The organism is Pseudomonas sp. MF09150 (assembly GCF_059862355.1).
On sequence record NZ_JCBCUS010000004.1, the window covers coordinates 103,955 to 123,193 of the forward strand.

Here is a 19,239-nt window from a genome sequence, read left to right on the forward strand (position 1 = left end):
TCAGGTGGGCGGTTTTTTTATGCCTGACGCATAACAAACAACCAAACTACTAAATAGGTAGCTAACAAAGTTATGGCTGGTGCGGCAGCTAAAGTTGCGACGCAAACTTAGCCCAAAAGTTATTAACCCTGATTGCAGTACGCCAGAAACAATCAAGGGGCGTAACGCCCCTTGAGCTTATTGCAGATACTTGACTGACCAGACAAGTAATAAAACTGTCTTATTGCGGTGCAGCTTCCTGAACGACTCGAATGACTCGCTGTGGAAACGGGATATCGATCCCGGCCGCCCGCAATCGATCACGGGACAACTCGTTAAAGCGGAACATCACATCCCAATAGTCCGCAGTCTTCACCCATACCCGCAACGACAAGGTAATAGCGCTATCACCCAGGGTAGAAACCACAGCCACCGGTGCCGGGTCGGCCAGGACTCGTTCGTCCTTGGCCAGCTCCAGCAACACCTCACGGGCCTTCTGCAAATCGGCGTCGTAATCCACCCCGACATCAAACACCACTTTGCGGGTCGGTTGACGGTTGTAGTTGGTGATGATGCCGTTGGACAGATTACCGTTAGGCACGATGACCGTCTTGTTATCACCGGTACGCAGCACGGTATGGAAGATCTGGATGCTGTCGACCGTACCGCTGATGCCCTGGGCTTCGATCCAGTCGCCGATACGGAAAGGACGGAACAGCAAAATCAGCACGCCACCGGCAAAGTTGGCCAGGCTGCCCTGCAACGCCAAGCCGATGGCCAGGCCTGCGGCACCGATCGCGGCCACGAAGGACGTGGTTTCGACACCAATCATCGAGGCCACGCTGACAATCAGCAGGACCTTGAGGATGATATTCGCCAGGCTGCTGATAAACCCCTGCAACGCCAGGTCGGCATTGCGCAACGCCAGCAATTTTCCAACCTTGTGGGTCAGCTTGTTGATCAACCACCAGCCCACGGCCAGGGTAATGACTGCCAGCAACACGCGGCTGCCGTACTCCATGATCATCGGGATCCAGGCTTGGGAAGCCTTGACCAGATTGTCCACTTCAGCGTTCAAATCCATCTATATCTCCAGATTTCCGGGGTTCCGGCTTGCATGACTGAGTGGCAGAACAACCAAGCCCACACGCTCAATCGTTTCTGCCCTTGCTCCGGCCTCGGACGCCAATAAGGCCTGGAGGTTCCCGAAGCAGCCGATCAGTCGCGGAAGTTGTTGAATTGCAGCGGCATGCCGAACTCTTTGGCACGCAGGGCTGCGATGGCTTCCTGCAGATCGTCGCGCTTCTTGCCGGTGACCCGCACCTGCTCGCCCTGGATTGCAGCCTGAACCTTCAATTTCGCATCCTTGATATGAGCGACGATCTTCTTCGCCAGCTCTTTATCGATACCTTCCTTGAGGACCGCGTCCTGCTTCATCAATTTGCCCGATGCATAGGCATCCTTGACTTCAAGGCACTGCACGTCGATTTTGCGTTTGACCAGCGCCAGCTTGAGGATCTCGATCATCGCTTCCAGCTGGAAGTCGGCTTCGGCGGTGAGGTTGACGGTCAGGTCCTTTTCCTTGAACTCGAAGCTGCCCTTGCCCTTCAAGTCATAACGACGGTCCAGTTCCTTGACGGCGTTTTCCACTGCGTTAGTGAGTTCGTGTTTGTCCAGTTCGGATACCACGTCAAACGACGGCATGTAGTCTCTCCAATAAAAAAGGGGCGCAGCTCGATAAAAATGGAGCGCGCCTGGCTTGCGGTTAAAATCCGCGCTCATTATAACGGGTCTTTTCCCTCCTTCACCGCGAGCCACTCATGTGTTCGCCAAACAGAGCAGAAAGCTGATGAGCACCACCTGGCATGTACTCGGCGCCGGCAGCCTCGGCACCTTGTGGGCTACGCGACTGGCCCGGGCCGGCTTGCCGGTCAGGCTGATCCTGCGGGACCAGGCGCGCCTGCTGGCCTACCAGGCGGCCGGCGGGCTGACCCTGGTGGAACACGGCCAGGCCTGCGTCCAGGCAATCGCAGCTGAAACCCTGGATGCGTCGACACCTATCAAGCGGTTGCTGGTGGCGTGCAAGGCATACGACGCCGCGCAGGCTGTCGCTCACCTGGCGCCACGCCTGAGTGCAGACGCTGAACTGATCCTGCTGCAGAACGGCCTGGGCAGCCAGGACGCGGTGGCAGCCCAGGTCCCGCAGGCTCGGTGCATTTTTGCCTCGAGCACCGAAGGCGCCTTTCGCGACGGTGACTGGCGAGTGGTGTTTGCCGGCCATGGCTACACCTGGCTGGGGGACGTCGGCCACCCGGTCGCGCCGCCCTGGCTGGATGACCTGACCCACAGCGGCATTCCCCACGAATGGAGCGCCGATATCCTGACCCGGCTGTGGCGCAAGCTGGCCCTCAATTGCGCGATCAACCCGCTGACGGTGCTCCACGATTGTCGCAATGGCGGCCTGCAACAACACCAATGCGAAGTCGCCACCCTCTGCGCCGAACTCGGCGAACTGCTGGAATGTTGTGGACAGCCCGCCGCCGCCCAGGACCTGCAACAGGAAGTCGAACGGGTGATCCAGGCCACCGCCGCCAATTACTCGTCGATGCATCAAGACGTGGCCAGCCAGCGCCGCACCGAAATCAGCTACCTGCTGGGGTACGCCTGCAAGGTGGCAACCAGGCATCAGTTGAACCTGCCCCACCTTTTCCAATTGCAGCAACGCCTGATCGAACTCCTGCAACAGCGCGGATTGCCCAGCGACTGAGCAGCGGCTACGCTGCCCACTTGCTCATCCTTAGCGACGTTCCCTGATGCCATTGCGCCAGCGCCTTGAAAACCTGCCGGTCGGCCAAAAGCTGCTGGCAGCCCTGCTTGTCCTGCTGACCACGGTCCTGCTGGTCGCCAACCTCACGTTTATCAGCGCCGCCTACTGGATCTCCCAGGAAAGCATGGCACCCCAGGCCTTGCAGACCATCGGCCGCCTCATCTCCAACCCGACACTCGCCACCGAGGCGCTGGATTCGCCACAAAGCGCCGAACGCCTGCTCAACGAACTCAACAGCTATTCGCCGTTACGGGCCGCAGCGGTCTACGACGGCAAAGGCGCACGCCTGGCGCAGTTGCAACACGGCGAGCGGCTCAAGCTGCCAGAACGCTATCGCCATATAGAAGCCTGGCAACTCACCGAATTTCGCAGCAACCAGGTGATTACCCTGCCCCGCCCCGGCCAGGCTCCCGGGCACTTGCTGCTGGTGGCCAGCAGCGAACTGCCGATGGCCTTCTACACCGGCACCCTTACCGCCAGCCTGGGGATCCTGATCTTCAGTGTGCTGTTGTGGCTGGTCATTGCCCGACAGATCAAGCGCCTGATCACCCAGCCGATTCATCAGCTTGAAGAGCTGTCGCGACAGGTCACCCGCGAGGAAAACTACGCCCTGCGGGCCGGGCGCGGCAACCACGATGAAATCGGCAGCCTGGCTGAAGCCTTCAACACCATGCTGTCGCGCATCGAAGCCCGCGAGCAGCAGCTCAAGCGCGCTCGCGATGACTCCCAGGCAGCCTATGACCAGGCCCAGGGGCTGGCGGAAGAAACTCGCCACACCAATCGCAAGCTGGAGCTGGAAGTCCAGGTACGGAGCAAGATTGAGAAGAAGCTCACCGGCTTCCAGAACTACCTGAACAGCATCATCGACTCCATGCCCTCGGCCCTGATCGCCCTCGACGAACAGCTTTACGTCACCCAGTGGAACCAGGAAGCCAGCGCCCTTTCCGGCACACGCCTGGACGAGGCGCTGAACCAGCCGATCTTCCTCGCCTTCGAGCCACTCAAGCCGTTCCTGCCACAACTCAAGGAAACCGTGGAGCAGCACACCGTGACCAAGGTCGAACGGGTCACCTGGTTCAAGGACGACGAGGCCAAGCACTACGCCCTGACCTTTTACCCCTTGATGGGTGGTGCCGGGCGTGGGGTGGTGATCCGCATCGACGACATCACTCAGCGCCTGTCACTGGAAGAAATGATGGTGCAGTCGGAAAAAATGCTCTCGGTCGGTGGGCTGGCCGCCGGCATGGCCCATGAAATCAATAACCCGTTGGGCGCGATCCTGCATAACGTGCAGAACATCCGTCGCCGCCTGTCCCCCGAGCTGCCGAAAAACCTGGAACACGCCGAGCAGGTCGGCATCGAACTGGACACCGTCAACCGCTACCTGCAAAGCCGTGAAGTGCCGCAACTGCTCGACGGCATCCAGCAGGCCGGGGCTCGGGCAGCGAAAATCGTTACCCACATGCTCAGCTTCAGCCGTCGCAGCAACCGGCAGATGGCTCCCTGCGACCTGCCGGCGCTGATCGATCAGGCAGTGGAAATCGCCGGCAACGACTTCGACCTGACCATAGGTTTCGACTTCAAGGGCCAGGCCATCGTCCGCCAGTTCGACCCGCAACTGGGCCCGGTGCCCGGCACCGCCAACGAATTGGAACAGGTCCTGCTCAATCTGCTGAAAAACGCCGCCCAGGCCATTCACCTGCGTGAAGACGACAGTGAGCCGGGGCGGATTATCCTGCGCACGCGCCTGAACCCGCCCTGGGCGGAAATCCAGGTCGAGGACAACGGCATCGGCATGAGCGAAAACGTGCGCAAACGCACGTTCGAGCCCTTCTTCACCACCAAGGAAATCGGCCAAGGCACCGGCCTTGGGCTGTCGGTTTCGTACTTCATCATCACCAACAACCACAAGGGGCAGATGGAAGTGCACTCGACCCAGGGCCAGGGCACTTGCTTCACGCTGCGCCTGCCGCTGGCCGGCGCCCAACTGCCCAACCCCGGACAACTGGAACTGGAGAGATAAGCATGGGCTTTCGCCTGTCGAAGATTTACACCCGCACCGGCGACAAGGGCGAGACCGGGCTTGGCGATGGCCGCCGGGTGCCCAAGGATCATCCCCGGGTCGAAGCCATCGGCGAAGTCGACACCCTCAACAGCCAATTGGGCCTGCTGCTGGCCGGATTGGCCGAACACAGTGTCGAGCACCCTGGCTTGAAGCAGGTCATCGAAGTACTGACGCCGTGTCAGCACCGGCTGTTCGATTTGGGTGGGGAGCTGGCGATGCCGGTGTATCAGGCGCTGAACACGGCAGAAGTCGAGCGCCTGGAAACGGCCATCGACCTCTGGAACGAGGAACTTGGCCCCCTGGAGAACTTCATTCTGCCCGGCGGCTCGGCGTTGATAGCCCAGGCCCATGTCTGCCGCAGCCTGGCGCGTACTGCCGAGCGTCGCTGCCAACAGCTGAATGCGCTGGAGCCCCTGGAAGGCGTTGGCCTGGCGTATATCAATCGCCTGTCGGACTTACTGTTTGTCGCTGCGCGCCTGATTGCCAAGCGCCAGGGCATCGCTGAAATCCTGTGGCAGGCGGCGGAAAAACCCTCCGCGTGATCGGCCAACCGCCCCCGGAATGATTCTATCGAGGGCGGCTGACGGGCAACGGGCGCGTTTCAATCCGGCCAGAACGCACGAATCCCCGCCACGCCCTGGGCTCCGGCGGCCCATGCCTGCTGGCACTCGGCCGGTCCGACCCCGCCCAGCAGGTACACCGGCTTGTTGAAACCACTGATCAACTGACTGGCCTGCTCCCACCCCAGCGGCTGGGCATCGGGATGAGTCTGGGTGGGCTGGACGGGCGACAAGGTGACGAAATCCACATCCATCTGCTGCGCCAGGGACAACTCCTCGGCATTGTGGCAGGAGGCCGCCAGCCAGCGGTCCTTGGGAAATGGTCGCCCGGCGCTGGCGTGCTTGCGCAGTTGTGCCGAGGTGATGTGCCAGCCTGCCGAAGGGAAATCCCCCAGCCACTCGAACGGCCCCTTGAGCATCAACTGCGCCTTGCCCGCGCACAGGCCGACGGCATCCACCGCCAGGTCGCGGTATTGCGGGTCGTAGCCGTTGGGCGCACGCAGCTGGACCAACTTGATGCCGCCGGCGATGGCCTTTTGTATGCCCCGCAGCAGCGCCGGGGTTTCCAAGCCCTCAGGGGTGATCAGGTACTCGGAAGGCAAGCGAGCGGCCGCCACGATCGGCTGGTTGGCTGCCGGAAACTCGTAGTTCGCCAGTTCTCGCGAGCTGACCCAGGCCAGAGGTTGCCCTTCCGCGCCATGGGCTTCACCGCTGAACGCCGATACTTCCCACACATCCAGCAGCACCTGCTTGTCCGGATAATCGTGCTGCACCTTGATCAGGGGTCGTGCCGCCTGCACCACAATCCCCAGTTCTTCCAGCAGCTCGCGGGCCAGCGCCACCTCCACCGCTTCACCGGCCTCGACCTTGCCGCCCGGGAATTCCCACAGGCCGCCCTGATGCTGGGTGTCGGCACGTCGGGCAATCAGGATCTTGCCGCTGACATCGCGGATAACGGCCGCGGCCACATGTACTCGTTTCACCGCACTATTTCCTCTAAACCGGCTTGCTGCCAGACCTTGAAGGCTGGCCATTGATAGATTGCCTCGACATAGGCCGCATCAACCGCCGGCAATGGAACCTGATAGGTCCGCAGGCGCACGGCGACCGGTGCAAAAAACGCATCCGCGAGAGTCGCAGGGCCAAACAGGAACGGCCCGGGCTCGGTTGCCGTGGCACGGCACTCGGCCCATAACGCCAGCATCCGCTCGATATCCGCCTGGGCCTCCGGGGGCATTGGCGACAGTGGCGCGTCACGTGCCAGGTCGAAAGGCAAGTTGCCCCGCAGGCCGAAGAAGCCGCTGTGCATCTGCGCACACGCCGAACGCGCCTGGGCACGAGCGGCAGTATCAAGCGGCCATAGACGGGCCTCGGGAAAGCGTTCAGCCAGGTACTCGGCAATCGCCAACGAGTCGGCAATCGTGCCGTGCTCGGTCTTCAGCAAAGGCACCTTGCCGGTTGCCGAATGCCTGAGCAGGCGCTCGCGGGTGTCGGGCTGGTTGAGTTTGATCAGCTCTTCGCTGTAGGGGACGGCGGCCAGCTCCAGCGCCAAAGCCCCGCGCAAGGACCAGGAAGAATAGAGTTTGTCGCCGATGATCAGGTGGAAGCTCATGGTCTGACACCTTGTGTGATGCGAGGGACAGCGGGCTTGCCAGCGCCGGCAAGCCGCCTCTGGCCCATGGAAGCCAGAAACAGCCTGTCGGCGCGAGCACCGGCCTCAGGTACGGTATTCGGCGTTGATCTTCACGTACTCGTGGGACAGGTCGGTGGTCCAGATGGTTTCGCTGCACTGGCCACGACCCAGCTCGATACGAATGGTGATTTCTTCCTGCTGCATGACCGCAGCGCCCTGGGCTTCGGTGTAGCTGGCGGCACGCGCACCGCGGCTGGCGATGCACACCTCACCCAGGAACACATCGATCTTGCTCACGTCCAGATCCGGCACACCGGCGCGACCGACAGCGGCCAGGATCCGCCCCCAGTTCGGGTCGGAAGCGAACAGCGCGGTCTTGATCAGCGGCGAGTGGGCGACGGTGTAGCCGACGTCCAGGCATTCCTGATGGTTACCGCCGCCATTGACTTCTACGGTGACGAACTTGGTCGCGCCTTCGCCGTCGCGCACGATGGCCTGTGCCACCTCCATGCACACCTCGAACACCGCCTGCTTCAGCGCGGCGAACAGCGGGCCGCTGGCCTGGTCGATTTGCGGCAGGTTGGCCTGGCCGGTCGCGATCAGCATGCAGCAGTCGTTGGTCGAGGTATCGCCATCGATAGTGATGCGGTTGAACGACTTGTTGGCACCGTCCAGAAGCAGGTTCTGCAGCACGTCGCGGGAAACCTTGGCGTCGGTGGCAATGTAGCCAAGCATGGTCGCCATGTTCGGCCGAATCATACCGGCGCCCTTGCTGATGCCGGTCACCGTGACAGTCACACCCTCATGCTGGAACTGGCGACTGGCGCCCTTGGGCAGGGTGTCGGTGGTCATGATCCCGGTCGCGGCGGCGGCCCAGTTATCGACCGACAGATCGTCGAGGGCGGCCTGCAGCGCGCCTTCGATCTTCTCCACGGGCAGCGGTTCGCCGATTACCCCGGTGGAGTAAGGCAGCACGGCGCTGGCATCGACACCGGTCAACTCGGCCAGCTTGGCGCAGGTGCGGGTGGCCGCAGCCAGGCCCGGCTCACCCGTACCTGCGTTGGCATTGCCGGTGTTGGTCAGCAGATAACGCACTGGTCCCTGAACCCGCTGCTTGGCCAGAATCACCGGCGCCGCGCAAAAGGCATTCAGGGTGAACACGCCTGCAACCGTGGAGCCTTCGGCACAGCGCATGACCACTACATCCTTGCGCCCCGGGCGCTTGATGCCAGCCGAAGCGATGCCAAGCTCAAAACCGGCAACCGGGTGCAACGTTGGCAAAGGACCAAGACCAACAGCCATGAATGCGCTCCTCTTTAATGTGATGTCAGCACCGTCGTCGCGAAAGACAGTGTTTCAAATGGAAAAACGCCGCGACGGCTGATGCCGGTCGCGGCGCGGGTATTTCAGTGTCCGGCGGAAATCTTAGTTGATCTGGCCGTGACAGTGTTTGTACTTCTTGCCCGAACCGCAGTAGCACAGTTCGTTGCGGCCCAGCTTCTGATCATTGCGAACCGGGGCCGAGGCCAGGGCTACATCGACATCGACGCCCTCTTCCAGGGCTTCGGGCTGATCCAGGCCAGGCGCTTCAGGATGCTCGAACTGCATGCGCGCAGCCAGTGCCTCGGCTTCCTGGCGCAGGCGGACTTCTTCTTCGACCGGATCTTCGCGGCGGACCTGAACGTGCGACAACACACGGATCGAGTCGCGCTTGATGGAATCCAGCAGCTCGGAGAACAGGGTAAAGGACTCGCGCTTGTATTCCTGCTTCGGGTTCTTCTGTGCGTAGCCACGCAGGTGGATACCGTGACGCAGGTGATCCATGGTCGACAGGTGGTCTTTCCACAGGTCGTCCAGGACGCGCAGAACGATCTGTTTCTCGAAGCTGCGCAGGGCTTCTGCGCCAGCCTGGTCTTCTTTCTCGTTGTACGCCGCGACCAACTCGTTCAGGAGCTTCTCGCGCAGGGTTTCTTCGTACAGGTGATCGTCTTCGTCGAGCCATTGCTGGATCGGCAGTTTCACCCCGAAACCGCTTTCAATTTCGGTTTCCAGACCCGCCACGTCCCACTGTTCAGGCAGCGACTGTGGTGGAATATGGGCGCTGACGGTGGCGCTGAGCACGTCCTGGCGGAAGTCGGAAATGGTCTCGCCGATGTTGTCCGCGGCCAGCAACGTGTTGCGCATGTGATAGATCACTTTACGCTGCTCGTTGTTGACGTCGTCGAACTCCAGCAGTTGCTTGCGGATATCGAAGTTGCGGCCTTCTACCTTGCGCTGCGCCTTCTCGATCGCGTTGGTCACCATGCGGTGCTCGATCGCTTCGCCAGGCTGCATACCGAGGGCTTTCATGAAGTTCTTCACCCGGTCGGAGGCGAAGATGCGCATCAGGCTGTCTTCCAGAGACAGGTAGAAACGGCTGGAACCGGCGTCACCCTGGCGACCGGCACGACCACGCAACTGGTTGTCGATACGGCGCGATTCGTGACGCTCGGAGGCGATTACCTGCAGGCCACCCGACTCGAGTACTTGCTGATGGCGCTTCTGCCAATCGGCCTTGATCTGGGCGATCTGCTCAGGGGTCGGGTTTTCCAGGGAGGCGACTTCCACTTCCCAGTTACCGCCCAACAGGATGTCGGTACCACGACCGGCCATGTTGGTGGCGATGGTCAGGGCGCCTGGGCGACCGGCCTGGGCGATGATTTCAGCTTCTTTTTCGTGGAACTTGGCGTTCAGGACCTTGTGCTCGATGCCTTCCTGGTTGAGCAGGTTGGACATGTGCTCGGAAGTCTCGATGGTCGCCGTACCGACCAGTACCGGACGCCCAGAGATCATGCACTCCTTGATGTCCGCCACGATCGCCGCGTACTTCTCTTCGGCGGTAAGGAACACCAGGTCGTTGTAGTCTTTACGCGCCAGCGGCTTGTTCGGCGGAATGACCATTACCGACAGACCGTAGATCTGGTGGAATTCGAACGCTTCGGTGTCGGCCGTACCGGTCATGCCGGACAGTTTGTTGTACAGACGGAAGTAGTTCTGGAACGTGGTCGAGGCCAGGGTCTGGCTTTCGGCCTGGATGTTCAGGTTTTCCTTGGCTTCGATGGCCTGGTGCAGGCCTTCGGAGAGACGACGACCCGGCATGGTACGACCGGTGTGTTCGTCGACCAGGACCACCTGACCGTCTTGCACGATGTATTCGATGTTGCGATGGAACAGCTTGTGCGCACGCAGGCCGGCGTAGACGTGGGTCAGCAGGCCCAGGTTGTGCGCCGAGTACAGGCTTTCGCCTTCAGCCAGCAGGCCGACACGGGTCAGCATCTCTTCGATGAACTGGTGACCGGCTTCGTTGAGTTCGACCTGGCGGGTCTTCTCGTCGATGGTGTAGTGACCCGCCTTGGTGACTTCGCCTTCCACTTCTTCGACATGCAGCTCCAGCTGCGGGATCAACTTGTTGATCTCGATATAAAGCTTGGAGCTGTCTTCGGCCTGACCGGAAATGATCAGGGGGGTACGGGCTTCGTCGATCAGGATCGAGTCGACTTCGTCGATAACGGCAAAATTGAGCTCGCGCTGGAACTTGTCTTCCATGCTGAAAGCCATGTTGTCGCGCAGGTAGTCGAAACCGAATTCGTTGTTGGTGCCGTAGGTGATGTCGGCGGCATAGGCTGCGCGCTTCTCTTCCGGCGGCTGGAAAGGCGTGACCACGCCAACGCTCAGGCCGAGGAATTCATAGAGCGGACGCATCCAGTTGGCGTCACGGCGGGCCAGGTAGTCGTTCACCGTCACCACGTGTACGCCCTTGCCGGACAACGCGTTGAGGTAGACGCCCAGGGTTGCTACCAGGGTCTTGCCTTCACCGGTGCGCATCTCGGCGATCTTGCCTTCATGCAAGGTCATGCCGCCGATCAACTGTACGTCGAAGTGGCGCATACCCATGACCCGCTTACCGGCTTCACGGGCGACCGCGAAGGCTTCAGGAAGCAGTTTGTCGAGGGTTTCACCTTTGGCTACGCGGGCCTTGAACTCTTCGGTCTTGGCACGCAATTGATCGTCCGAAAGGGCTACCATTTGCTCTTCGAAGGCATTGACGATCTGTACCGTCTTGAGCATGCGTTTGACTTCACGCTCGTTCTTGCTTCCAAAAAGTTTCTTTAACAAAGGCGCAAACATATCGGCAGGATCTTCCACACATAGGGATGGAGGGCGGCCCCGTGAGTCGCCCGAGCAGCCCTTATGGCCGCATGCGAACGAGTATTCTACCCGGAAACGATGGCGAGGAAAGTGGCGTTATTCCACGATGCTAGTACAGCGCTATGACGGGGCTCACTTACAATAAGGCCTTTTCGCCGACTTTCAACCCAGACAAGTACGAAGTTACCCATTGATTTAATGGACAATCCCCAGCCGACAGAGATGAGCGCAGAGAACAGGACGCTTTCTGCTACCATGGCCGCTCTGTAACTTCAGGTTTCTGATCATGGCATTTCGCCCACACACGGCCAGACTCCCCGCCGTTCTCCTTCGCGAAGCCAAGCCTCTCAAAGCCATATTCGGCCATGCCCAGCGCCTGGCCCATCTGCAACGCCTGGTGGAAAGCCAATTACAGCCGGCAGCGCGCGAGCATTGCCATGTCGCCTCGTGGCGCGAAGGCAGCTTGCTGTTGATTGTCACCGACGGCCACTGGGCGACCCGCCTGCGCTATCAACAGAAGCGACTGCAACGCCAGTTGGTGGAGTTCAACGAGTTCGCCAGCCTGACGCGGATCCTGTTCAAGGTGCAGCCGCCCACCGTTCCGCAAGGCGCTGCGGGCCACACCATGGACCTCTCGAGCAACGCCGCCGAAACCATCCAGGCAACGGCCAATGGCATCAGCGACCCCAACCTGCGGGCCGCCCTGGAACGCCTGGCCAGTCACGCCAAACCGCGAACCTGAGCCGCGGCGTCGGATCAGCGACGCTTGCTGCCCCCCAGCAACGAGCCCATCAAGCCACGCACCAATTGCCGTCCCAACTGGTTGGCGGCCTGGCGCATGGCTGATTTCAGCGCCTGGCCGGCCGCAGTGCCGAGAAACTCCCCAGCCCGATCGGTAAGACTCGGCTCTTGCGCAACCGGTTTGTCCGATGCCGTGTCGGCCTTTGGCGCAAGGTCCTTGCGCCCCATCAGCACTTCATACGCCGACTCGCGATCAATGGGTTTGTCGTAGCGCCCAAGCAATGGCGAACCGGCAATCAAGGCCGCCCGCTCGGCTTCAGTCAGCGGCCCGATGCGTGATTGCGGAGGCGCGACCAGCACGCGCTCGACCATGGCTGGCGTGCCTTTGTCCTGCAAGGTGCCCACCAGGGCCTCGCCGATGCCCAGCTCGGTCAGCACTGACAACGCATCGAACGCCGGGTTGGGCCGAAAGCCCTCGGCCACCGCGCGCAGGGATTTCTGTTCCTTGGCGGTGAACGCGCGCAAGCCATGCTGAATCCGCAACCCCAACTGCGCCAGCACGCTGTCGGGCAAATCCCCTGGCGATTGCGTGACGAAGTACACCCCCACGCCTTTCGATCGAATCAGCCGCACCACCTGTTCCAGTCGATCCTGCAGCGCCTTGGGCGTCCCCGCGAACAGCAGGTGCGCCTCATCGAAAAACAGCGCCAGCAGCGGCTTTTCACCATCACCGCGCTCTGGCAACTGTTCGAACAGTTCAGCCAGCAGCCACAACAGAAACGTCGCGTAGACCTTGGGCGCCTCATGCACCAGGCGGCTGGCGTCGAGCAGGTGAATGCGCCCGCGGCCGTCGCTGGCCGGTTGCAGAATGTCTTCAAGTTGCAAGGCCGGCTCGCCAAACAGCGCTTCGGCCCCTTGCTGCTCAAGGGTTGCCAGGCGCCGCAACAGGGCCTGGCTGGAGCCGGTGGTCATCAACGCCGCATCGTCACCCAGTACCTGCGGGTTTTCCCGCAGGTGATTGAGCAGCGCCTTGAGGTCTTTCAGGTCTAGCAGCAACAGCCCTTCACGGTCCGCGACCTTGAAGGCCGCATAGAGTGCCGATTGCTGGCTGTCGGTCAGCTCCAGCAGGCTTCCCAGCAGCAGCGGGCCCATTTCACTCAAGGTGGTGCGTAATGGATGACCGGATTGCCCGTGGATATCCCACAGCGTCACCGGATAAGCCTGAGGCTTATGGTTCAGCCAAGGCATCCCGGCGATTCGTTCGGCCACCTTCCCCTGCGGATTGCCGGCAGCTCCCAAGCCACACAGATCGCCTTTGATATCGGCAGCGAACACGGCAACCCCGGCATCGCTGAAGGCTTCCGCAAGGCGTTGCAGGGTTACGGTCTTGCCCGTCCCGGTGGCACCAGCCACCAAACCGTGACGGTTGGCCAGACGCATGGCCTGGGCGATCGGCTGCCCGGAAAGATCGGCGCCGATAACGAGTTGCGATGAGTCAGGCATTTTGTCACCCCTGGTTAATCTTTAGCCGTACACGGTCGATATGAATAAACGAGATACCAGACACATCTGAAATTAATGTCGGATAGTTCCCTAGGGAGGGATGGAAGTATCAGCTTACTTTCAACTCCGTCTATTTTGCGCGCTTTTATATGAGCACGCCCGGATCACAAGACCTTAGCGGACCCTCGAGCCATGAACAAAAACCTGCGCTTCAGCCATAAAATCCTGCTTGCCGCCTCCCTGATCGTCATAGCTGCCTTCGCGCTATTCACGCTCTACAACGACTACCTGCAACGTAATGCCATCCGCAGGGACCTGGATAACTACCTTCAGGAGATGGGCGACGTCACCGCCAAAAACATCCAGACCTGGCTTGCCGGCCGTGCGCTGCTGATCGAAAACCTCTCGCAATCGGTGGCGCTCAACTCGGACAAGACCAACGTCAGCCTGCTGCTCGAACAAAAGGCCGTGACCTCGACCTTCATGGGCGCTTACCTGGGCAACAACGATGGCAGCTTTATTATCCGTCCCGACAGCAAGATGCCCGACGGTTATGACCCGCGTGCCCGCCCCTGGTACAAGAGCGCCGAAAGCACCAGCGGCTCGGCCCTGACCGAGCCCTACATCGACCTGGCGTCCGGGCAGTTGGTGATTTCCATCGTCGACAGCGTGCTCAAGGGCGGCCAGCGCATCGGCGTGGTCGGCGGCGACCTGAGCCTGCAGGTGATTGCAGACAGCATCAATGCCCTGGATTTTGACGGGATGGGCTATGCGTTCCTGGTCAGCGCCGACGGCAAGGTCCTGGTGCACCCCGACAAAAACCTGGTGATGAAGAACCTCAAGGACATCTACCCCCAGGACACCCCGCGCATCAGCACTGAACTCAGCGAAATCACCGCTGATGGCAAAACCCGAATTGTCACCTTCACCCAGATCAAGGGCCTTTCCTCGGTCAACTGGTACATCGGTCTGTCCGTCGATAAGGACAAGGCCTACGCCATGCTCAGTGAATTCCGTACCTCAGCGCTGATCGCCACCGTGATCGCCGTGGCCATTACCATTTTCCTGCTGGGCATGCTGATCCGGGTCCTGATGCAACCGCTGCATGTCATGACCCGCGCCATGCAAGACATCGCCGACGGCGAAGGCGACCTGACCCGGCGCCTGACTATCCAGAACCAGGACGAATTCGGCATCCTGGGCAACGCTTTCAATCGCTTTGTCGAACGCATCCATGGTTCGATCCGCGAAGTGTCCTCGGCCACCGAGCATGTCAACGAAGTGGCCCTGCGCGTGGTCAGCGCTTCCAACTCGTCGATGCTCAACTCCGATGAGCAGGCCAGCCGCACCAATAGCGTCGCCGCGGCCATCAATGAACTGGGTGCCGCCGCCCAGGAAATCGCACGCAATGCCGCCCAAGCCTCGCAACAGGCCAGCGACGCACGCAACCTGGCCGAAGACGGTCAGCAAGTGGTGGATCGCAGCATCCAGGCGATGAATCAGCTGTCGAAGATGATCAGCGCTTCCAGCACCAACATCGAGACACTCAACAGCAAGACCGTGAACATCGGGCAGATCCTCGAAGTCATCACCAGCATTTCCCAGCAAACCAACCTGCTGGCGCTTAACGCTGCCATTGAAGCGGCACGCGCCGGGGAAGCAGGTCGAGGCTTTGCGGTGGTGGCCGATGAGGTTCGCAACCTGGCGCACCGCACTCAGGAGTCGGCGCAACAGGTGCAAACCATGATCGAGGAGCTGCAAGTGGGCGCCCGCGAGTCGGTCGGTACCATGAGTGAAAGCCAGCGCCACAGCCAGGACAGCGTGGAGATCGCCAACCTGGCCGGCGAACGCCTGAACAGCGTGACCCAGCGGATTGGCGAGATCGACGGCATGAACCAGTCGGTCGCCACCGCCACCGAGGAGCAGACCTCGGTGGTGGAGTCGATCAACATGGACATTACCGAGATCAACACCCTCAATCAGGAAGGCGTGGAAAACCTGCAGTCGACCCTGCGCGCCTGCTCTGATCTGGAGCAGCAGGCCGCGCGCCTGAAGCACCTGGTAGGCACCTTCCGCATCTGACCTATTGCCGGCGAGGGCCTGGGCTCTCGCTGGCAAACGCCCATTAAAAAGCCGGCGCGCCTGTTTTCTGAAAACGGGCGGGCCGGCAATAGGGTCTTGTCGCTGTATCCCAAGGCGCTGTTCGCCTATCAGGCAGGCTTGGTCGGTGCCTCGGTTTCGGGGTCTTGATCTTGCTGCAGTTGTTCCCACAACTCGGCGGCTCCGGGAAACTCGGTGCCGTCCTGCGGCCCCATATCGTCAGGGTCGTATCGGCTCAGACAACCCTCGCCCAAGGTGGCGGGAGCCTTGGATGTGGCTTTATCCAGTGGATCGTTCATCGGCCCGACCTCGCTACGACGATGCGGGGGGCCTGACATGTAACGCCCGGCCCCACCCTTCTCAATCAGAACACCACGGTCTTGTTGCCATGCACCAGGACCCGGTCTTCCAGGTGATAACGCAGGCCACGGGCCAGGACCATCTTCTCGACGTCACGGCCGAAACGCACCATGTCTTCAATGCTGTCGCTGTGGCTGACGCGCACCACGTCCTGCTCGATGATCGGGCCGGCATCCAGCTCTTCGGTCACGTAGTGACAGGTCGCACCGATCAACTTGACCCCGCGCAGCGACGCCTGGTGGTAGGGTTTGGCACCGACGAAGGACGGCAGGAAGCTGTGGTGAATGTTGATCACTTTGTGCGCGTACTCGCTGCACAAGGATGGCGGCAGGATTTGCATGTAGCGCGCCAAGACCACCACTTCTGCATCGTGATGCTTGACCAGGCGCGAGACTTCGGCGAAAGCCGGTTGCTTGTCCTGTGGATTGACCGGTACGTGGTAATAAGGAATACCGTGCCACTCGACCATGCTGCGCAGGTCGTCATGGTTGGAGATCACGCAGGAGATCTCACAATCAAGCTCGTCGCTGTGCCAGCGATGCAGCAAGTCCGCCAGGCAATGGGACTCACGGCTGGCCATCAACACCACGCGCTTCTTCTGTGCGGTGTCGGTGATGCGCCAGTCCATCGAGAACTCTTCGGCAATCGGCTTGAACGCCTCGCGCAATGCTTCGATACCAAAGGGCAACGAATCGGCACGAATCTCGTGACGCATGAAGAACCAGCCACTGAGGTTGTCCGAGTGGTGGCTCGCTTCGGTGATCCAGCCGTTATGGGAGGCCAGAAAGTTACTGACTTTGGCGACAATGCCAACGCGGTCCGGGCAAGAAATCACCAACCGAAAAGTGCGCATGAGGGGGAAACTCCAGAACTTCGCAAAGGCCGCCATTCTAGCCATTACGCGGCAAAACTGCAGTATCCGTTACGCCTCAATCGTCTCCAGGCACCGCCGGGCTCACTAACACCCTGGAAAAACTGACTGCCGGGTTCTGTCACAGACCTAGTTGCAAATAGTCCGTGACTGAGTTTGTGAATATCTGTGAGAGGCCCATCACAGTATTTAACTGCACGGCTTTTTTTTCGAGCCGACACTTTAAACAAATTAAACAAAAGCCCTCTTTAATGTTTACTTGCTGAAACTGCCTGACTATTATTACGACACTGTACCCCGCCACTCGCGCCCAAATAAGGTAGTTTCCATGTCCCTGATCAACGAATACCGTGCCACAGAAGAAGCCATCAAAGAGCTCCAGGCCCGTTTGAAGAATCTGTCCCAAGACGACAAACTGCAAACCGAACTGGAATTTGAAGGCAAACTGCGCACCCTGATGGGCGAGTACTCCAAGTCGCTGCGTGACATCATCGCCCTGCTCGATCCAGAGTCCAAAGTTAAAGCGCCACGCGCTGCTGTAAAAACTACCGGCACCAAACGTGCTCGCAAAGTTAAACAGTACAAAAACCCGCACAACGGCGAAGTCATCGAAACCAAAGGTGGCAACCACAAGACCCTGAAAGAGTGGAAAGCCAAGTGGGGCGGCGACGTAGTTGAAGGCTGGGCAACCCTGCTGGGTTAAGCCATAGCGCCGGCACCAGAAATTGGTGACCCGTAGAAAAAACGCCAGTCAGCTGGCGTTTTTTTATTCCTGGAATTTAACCCGGGTGCGCAGTAAGCCCGTTCAAATACCCAGCCGGACGCTTAATGAACGCGCATAATCCTGCCATTCATTGAGTACCGCTTTCTGCGCCGGCGTGGCGTTTAATAAGGACTGTGCACAGGCCGCGTTAAAAGCCTCAAGGGTATTGGGCGCCCCGTATTTCGGGTCGAGTAGGCGCTGCTGACAAAATGTTTTCCAGTGCTCTTGCTCTTGCTTATTCAATGTCTCGATGAAGTTGCGCGCTCGGTAACGGAATAATAATTCCGGCAGGCGTCCATCATCGAATGGCCAATGCGCTTGAGCCAAATCGACAGGGTCGGCCAGGCGTACTTGCTCGCACAGTCGACGATCACGATCACCAATAAACCCGTCGTATAACTGCTGCTCCGGATCCTCTGTGGCCGCAAAGTCTTCAGTTGCATAGATCGCCTGAAGTTTCTCGCGCCAAACTTCCTGGCCCGCGCTCAGCTGCTGCGCGCGCACCTGATAAAGCTCCATGTCCAGTTGCAGGCGCTGCTGGTCCTGTGGGCGCAATACATTCAGTGGCGCCACCACCGGACAGCGGTTGATATGAATAAGCTTGAGTGGCACCGGCAACTCGCCCTCCTCCAACTCGTCACGGCGGGTGTACAAGCGCTGGCGCAATGACTCCGCATCCTGGTCAAGCAACCCCTGGGGATCGAGGTGCAGGTCACAGACAATCAGCGCATTGCGATTGCGCGGGTGCCAGGCCAGGGGCAGCACCACGCCGAGGTAACTGCGCGCCGCCGAGAACCGCCCGGAAATATGCACCATCGGCTGCAGCAGGCGGATCTGGTCCATCACCCGTTGCTTGCTGCGCAGTTGAAACAGCCAGTCAAACAGCTTGGGCTGCTTCTCGCGGATCAGCCGCCCCAGGGCGATGGTGGCGCGCACATCGGAGAGTGCGTCGTGGGCCTGGCCATGGTCGATGCCGTTGGCAGCGGTCAGACGCTCGAGCTTGAGGCTCACCCGCCCTTCTTCCTCGGGCCAGACGATGCCTTGCGGACGCAAGGCATAGGCCGCACGCGCCACATCGATCAGATCCCAGCGGCTGTTGCCGCCCTGCCACTCGCGGGCGTACGGGTCGAAGAAGTTGCGGTACAGGCTGTAGCGGGTCATCTCGTCGTCGAAACGCAAGGTGTTGTAGCCCGAGCCACAGGTGCCGGGCTGGGCCAGCTGGGCATGGACCCGAGTCATGAAATCGGCTTCGCTCAACCCCTCTGCAGCCAGGCGGCCGGGGGTAATGCCGGTGATCATGCAGGCCGCAGGATGGGGCAGGATATCGTCGCTGGGCTGGCAGTAGAGGTTGACCGCCTCGCCGATCTCGTTGAGTTCATGGTCGGTGCGAATACCCGCCACTTGCAGCGGCCGGTCGCAGCGCGGGTTGATGCCAGTGGTTTCGTAGTCGTACCAGAAGATGGAGGTCACGGGCTGTTCCTGAACTGAAGACCGGCAAAGTCTAGGCGCTAGGCAGCCGCCGCGGCCAGCGATCTTGCACCAGATCGGTTACCCGATGCGTCATCGCGACAGTTAGTGATGTCGTTTGCCCCCCCGACACTGCTAGCATCTGCCCTGGATTTTTTCTCAACCAGGCCAGCCACCCGTTG

16 protein-coding genes and 1 pseudogene are annotated in these 19,239 nt (G+C 60.4%); 7 read left to right on the forward strand and 10 right to left on the reverse strand.

Annotated features, from left to right (window positions below; all coding sequences use genetic code 11):
- Positions 1 to 220: 220 nt before the first annotated feature.
- Together AC19YX_RS16615 and AC19YX_RS16620 are read right to left on the reverse strand one after the other, a co-directional pair.
- Entirely contained in the window at positions 221 to 1,063 is an 843-nt protein-coding gene (locus AC19YX_RS16615) for a mechanosensitive ion channel family protein (protein ID WP_020297251.1), read from the reverse strand.
- Between the two features lie 134 nt (positions 1,064 to 1,197).
- Positions 1,198 to 1,683 (reverse strand): YajQ family cyclic di-GMP-binding protein, encoded by a 486-nt coding sequence (locus AC19YX_RS16620; RefSeq protein ID WP_020297250.1) that lies wholly within the window; start codon positions 1,681 to 1,683, stop codon positions 1,198 to 1,200.
- A 145-nt stretch (positions 1,684 to 1,828) separates the two neighbouring features.
- Here AC19YX_RS16620 and AC19YX_RS16625 point away from each other — a divergent pair, with 145 nt between their 5' ends.
- The 3 genes from AC19YX_RS16625 to AC19YX_RS16635 are packed head-to-tail and all read left to right on the forward strand — an operon-like array spanning position 1,829 to position 5,413.
- Complete coding sequence (locus tag AC19YX_RS16625) at positions 1,829 to 2,746, forward strand: putative 2-dehydropantoate 2-reductase (protein ID WP_078471860.1); 918 nt, start codon at positions 1,829 to 1,831, stop codon at positions 2,744 to 2,746.
- A gap of 46 nt (positions 2,747 to 2,792) precedes the next feature.
- Positions 2,793 to 4,829, forward strand: a complete 2,037-nt coding sequence (locus tag AC19YX_RS16630; RefSeq protein WP_078471861.1) for a sensor histidine kinase — start codon at positions 2,793 to 2,795, stop codon at positions 4,827 to 4,829.
- A gap of 2 nt (positions 4,830 to 4,831) precedes the next feature.
- Positions 4,832 to 5,413 carry a cob(I)yrinic acid a,c-diamide adenosyltransferase gene (locus AC19YX_RS16635; protein ID WP_421548603.1) on the forward strand — a complete coding sequence of 194 codons (582 nt, stop codon included), beginning with the start codon at positions 4,832 to 4,834 and terminating at the stop codon, positions 5,411 to 5,413.
- A gap of 59 nt (positions 5,414 to 5,472) precedes the next feature.
- Here AC19YX_RS16635 and AC19YX_RS16640 read toward each other — a convergent pair whose 3' ends face one another.
- The 4 genes from AC19YX_RS16640 to secA all read right to left on the reverse strand — a co-directional run bounded on the left by AC19YX_RS16640 (position 5,473) and on the right by secA (position 11,231).
- Entirely contained in the window at positions 5,473 to 6,414 is a 942-nt protein-coding gene (locus tag AC19YX_RS16640; RefSeq protein ID WP_078471863.1) for a Nudix family hydrolase, read from the reverse strand.
- Positions 6,411 to 7,043 carry a glutathione S-transferase family protein gene (locus AC19YX_RS16645; RefSeq protein WP_078471864.1) on the reverse strand — a complete coding sequence of 211 codons (633 nt, stop codon included), beginning with the start codon at positions 7,041 to 7,043 and terminating at the stop codon, positions 6,411 to 6,413. Before AC19YX_RS16645 ends, AC19YX_RS16640 begins: the two co-directional genes overlap by 4 nt.
- A 105-nt stretch (positions 7,044 to 7,148) precedes the next feature.
- Positions 7,149 to 8,366, reverse strand: a complete 1,218-nt coding sequence (gene argJ, locus AC19YX_RS16650; protein ID WP_421548605.1) for a bifunctional glutamate N-acetyltransferase/amino-acid acetyltransferase ArgJ — start codon at positions 8,364 to 8,366, stop codon at positions 7,149 to 7,151.
- Positions 8,367 to 8,489: 123 nt separating this feature from the next.
- The gene (gene secA, locus AC19YX_RS16655; RefSeq protein ID WP_078471866.1) at positions 8,490 to 11,231 is read right to left on the reverse strand and encodes a preprotein translocase subunit SecA; all 2,742 of its coding nucleotides are present in this window, start codon (positions 11,229 to 11,231) and stop codon (positions 8,490 to 8,492) included.
- Positions 11,232 to 11,538: 307 nt separating this feature from the next.
- Here secA and AC19YX_RS16660 point away from each other — a divergent pair, with 307 nt between their 5' ends.
- The gene (locus AC19YX_RS16660; protein ID WP_078471867.1) at positions 11,539 to 11,994 is read left to right on the forward strand and encodes a DUF721 domain-containing protein; all 456 of its coding nucleotides are present in this window, start codon (positions 11,539 to 11,541) and stop codon (positions 11,992 to 11,994) included.
- 14 nt (positions 11,995 to 12,008) lie between these two features.
- Here the strand turns inward: AC19YX_RS16660 and AC19YX_RS16665 are convergent, their stop codons facing one another.
- Entirely contained in the window at positions 12,009 to 13,496 is a 1,488-nt protein-coding gene (locus AC19YX_RS16665) for a helicase HerA-like domain-containing protein (RefSeq protein WP_500606620.1), read from the reverse strand.
- Between the two features lie 192 nt (positions 13,497 to 13,688).
- Here AC19YX_RS16665 and AC19YX_RS16670 point away from each other — a divergent pair.
- Together AC19YX_RS16670 and AC19YX_RS16675 are read left to right on the forward strand one after the other, a co-directional pair.
- Positions 13,689 to 14,720: pseudogene (locus AC19YX_RS16670) on the forward strand (HAMP domain-containing protein); the annotation flags it as partial.
- A gap of 93 nt (positions 14,721 to 14,813) precedes the next feature.
- The gene (locus AC19YX_RS16675) at positions 14,814 to 15,578 is read left to right on the forward strand and encodes a methyl-accepting chemotaxis protein (RefSeq protein WP_371106527.1); all 765 of its coding nucleotides are present in this window, start codon (positions 14,814 to 14,816) and stop codon (positions 15,576 to 15,578) included.
- A gap of 128 nt (positions 15,579 to 15,706) precedes the next feature.
- Here AC19YX_RS16675 and AC19YX_RS16680 read toward each other — a convergent pair whose 3' ends face one another.
- Both AC19YX_RS16680 and purU read right to left on the reverse strand, forming a co-directional pair.
- On the reverse strand, positions 15,707 to 15,895 hold the full coding sequence (locus AC19YX_RS16680; protein WP_078471870.1) for a hypothetical protein: 189 nt from the start codon (positions 15,893 to 15,895) through the stop codon (positions 15,707 to 15,709).
- 65 nt (positions 15,896 to 15,960) lie between these two features.
- Positions 15,961 to 16,809 (reverse strand): formyltetrahydrofolate deformylase, encoded by an 849-nt coding sequence (gene purU, locus AC19YX_RS16685; protein WP_020297238.1) that lies wholly within the window; start codon positions 16,807 to 16,809, stop codon positions 15,961 to 15,963.
- Positions 16,810 to 17,155: 346 nt separating this feature from the next.
- On the opposite strand from purU, the gene mvaT reads away from it, so the two are divergent.
- Positions 17,156 to 17,530 carry a histone-like nucleoid-structuring protein MvaT gene (gene mvaT / locus AC19YX_RS16690; RefSeq protein ID WP_078471871.1) on the forward strand — a complete coding sequence of 125 codons (375 nt, stop codon included), beginning with the start codon at positions 17,156 to 17,158 and terminating at the stop codon, positions 17,528 to 17,530.
- A gap of 102 nt (positions 17,531 to 17,632) precedes the next feature.
- Here mvaT and sbcB read toward each other — a convergent pair whose 3' ends face one another.
- The gene (sbcB, locus tag AC19YX_RS16695) at positions 17,633 to 19,060 is read right to left on the reverse strand and encodes an exodeoxyribonuclease I (RefSeq protein ID WP_078471872.1); all 1,428 of its coding nucleotides are present in this window, start codon (positions 19,058 to 19,060) and stop codon (positions 17,633 to 17,635) included.
- Between the last annotated feature and the right edge of the window lie 179 nt (positions 19,061 to 19,239).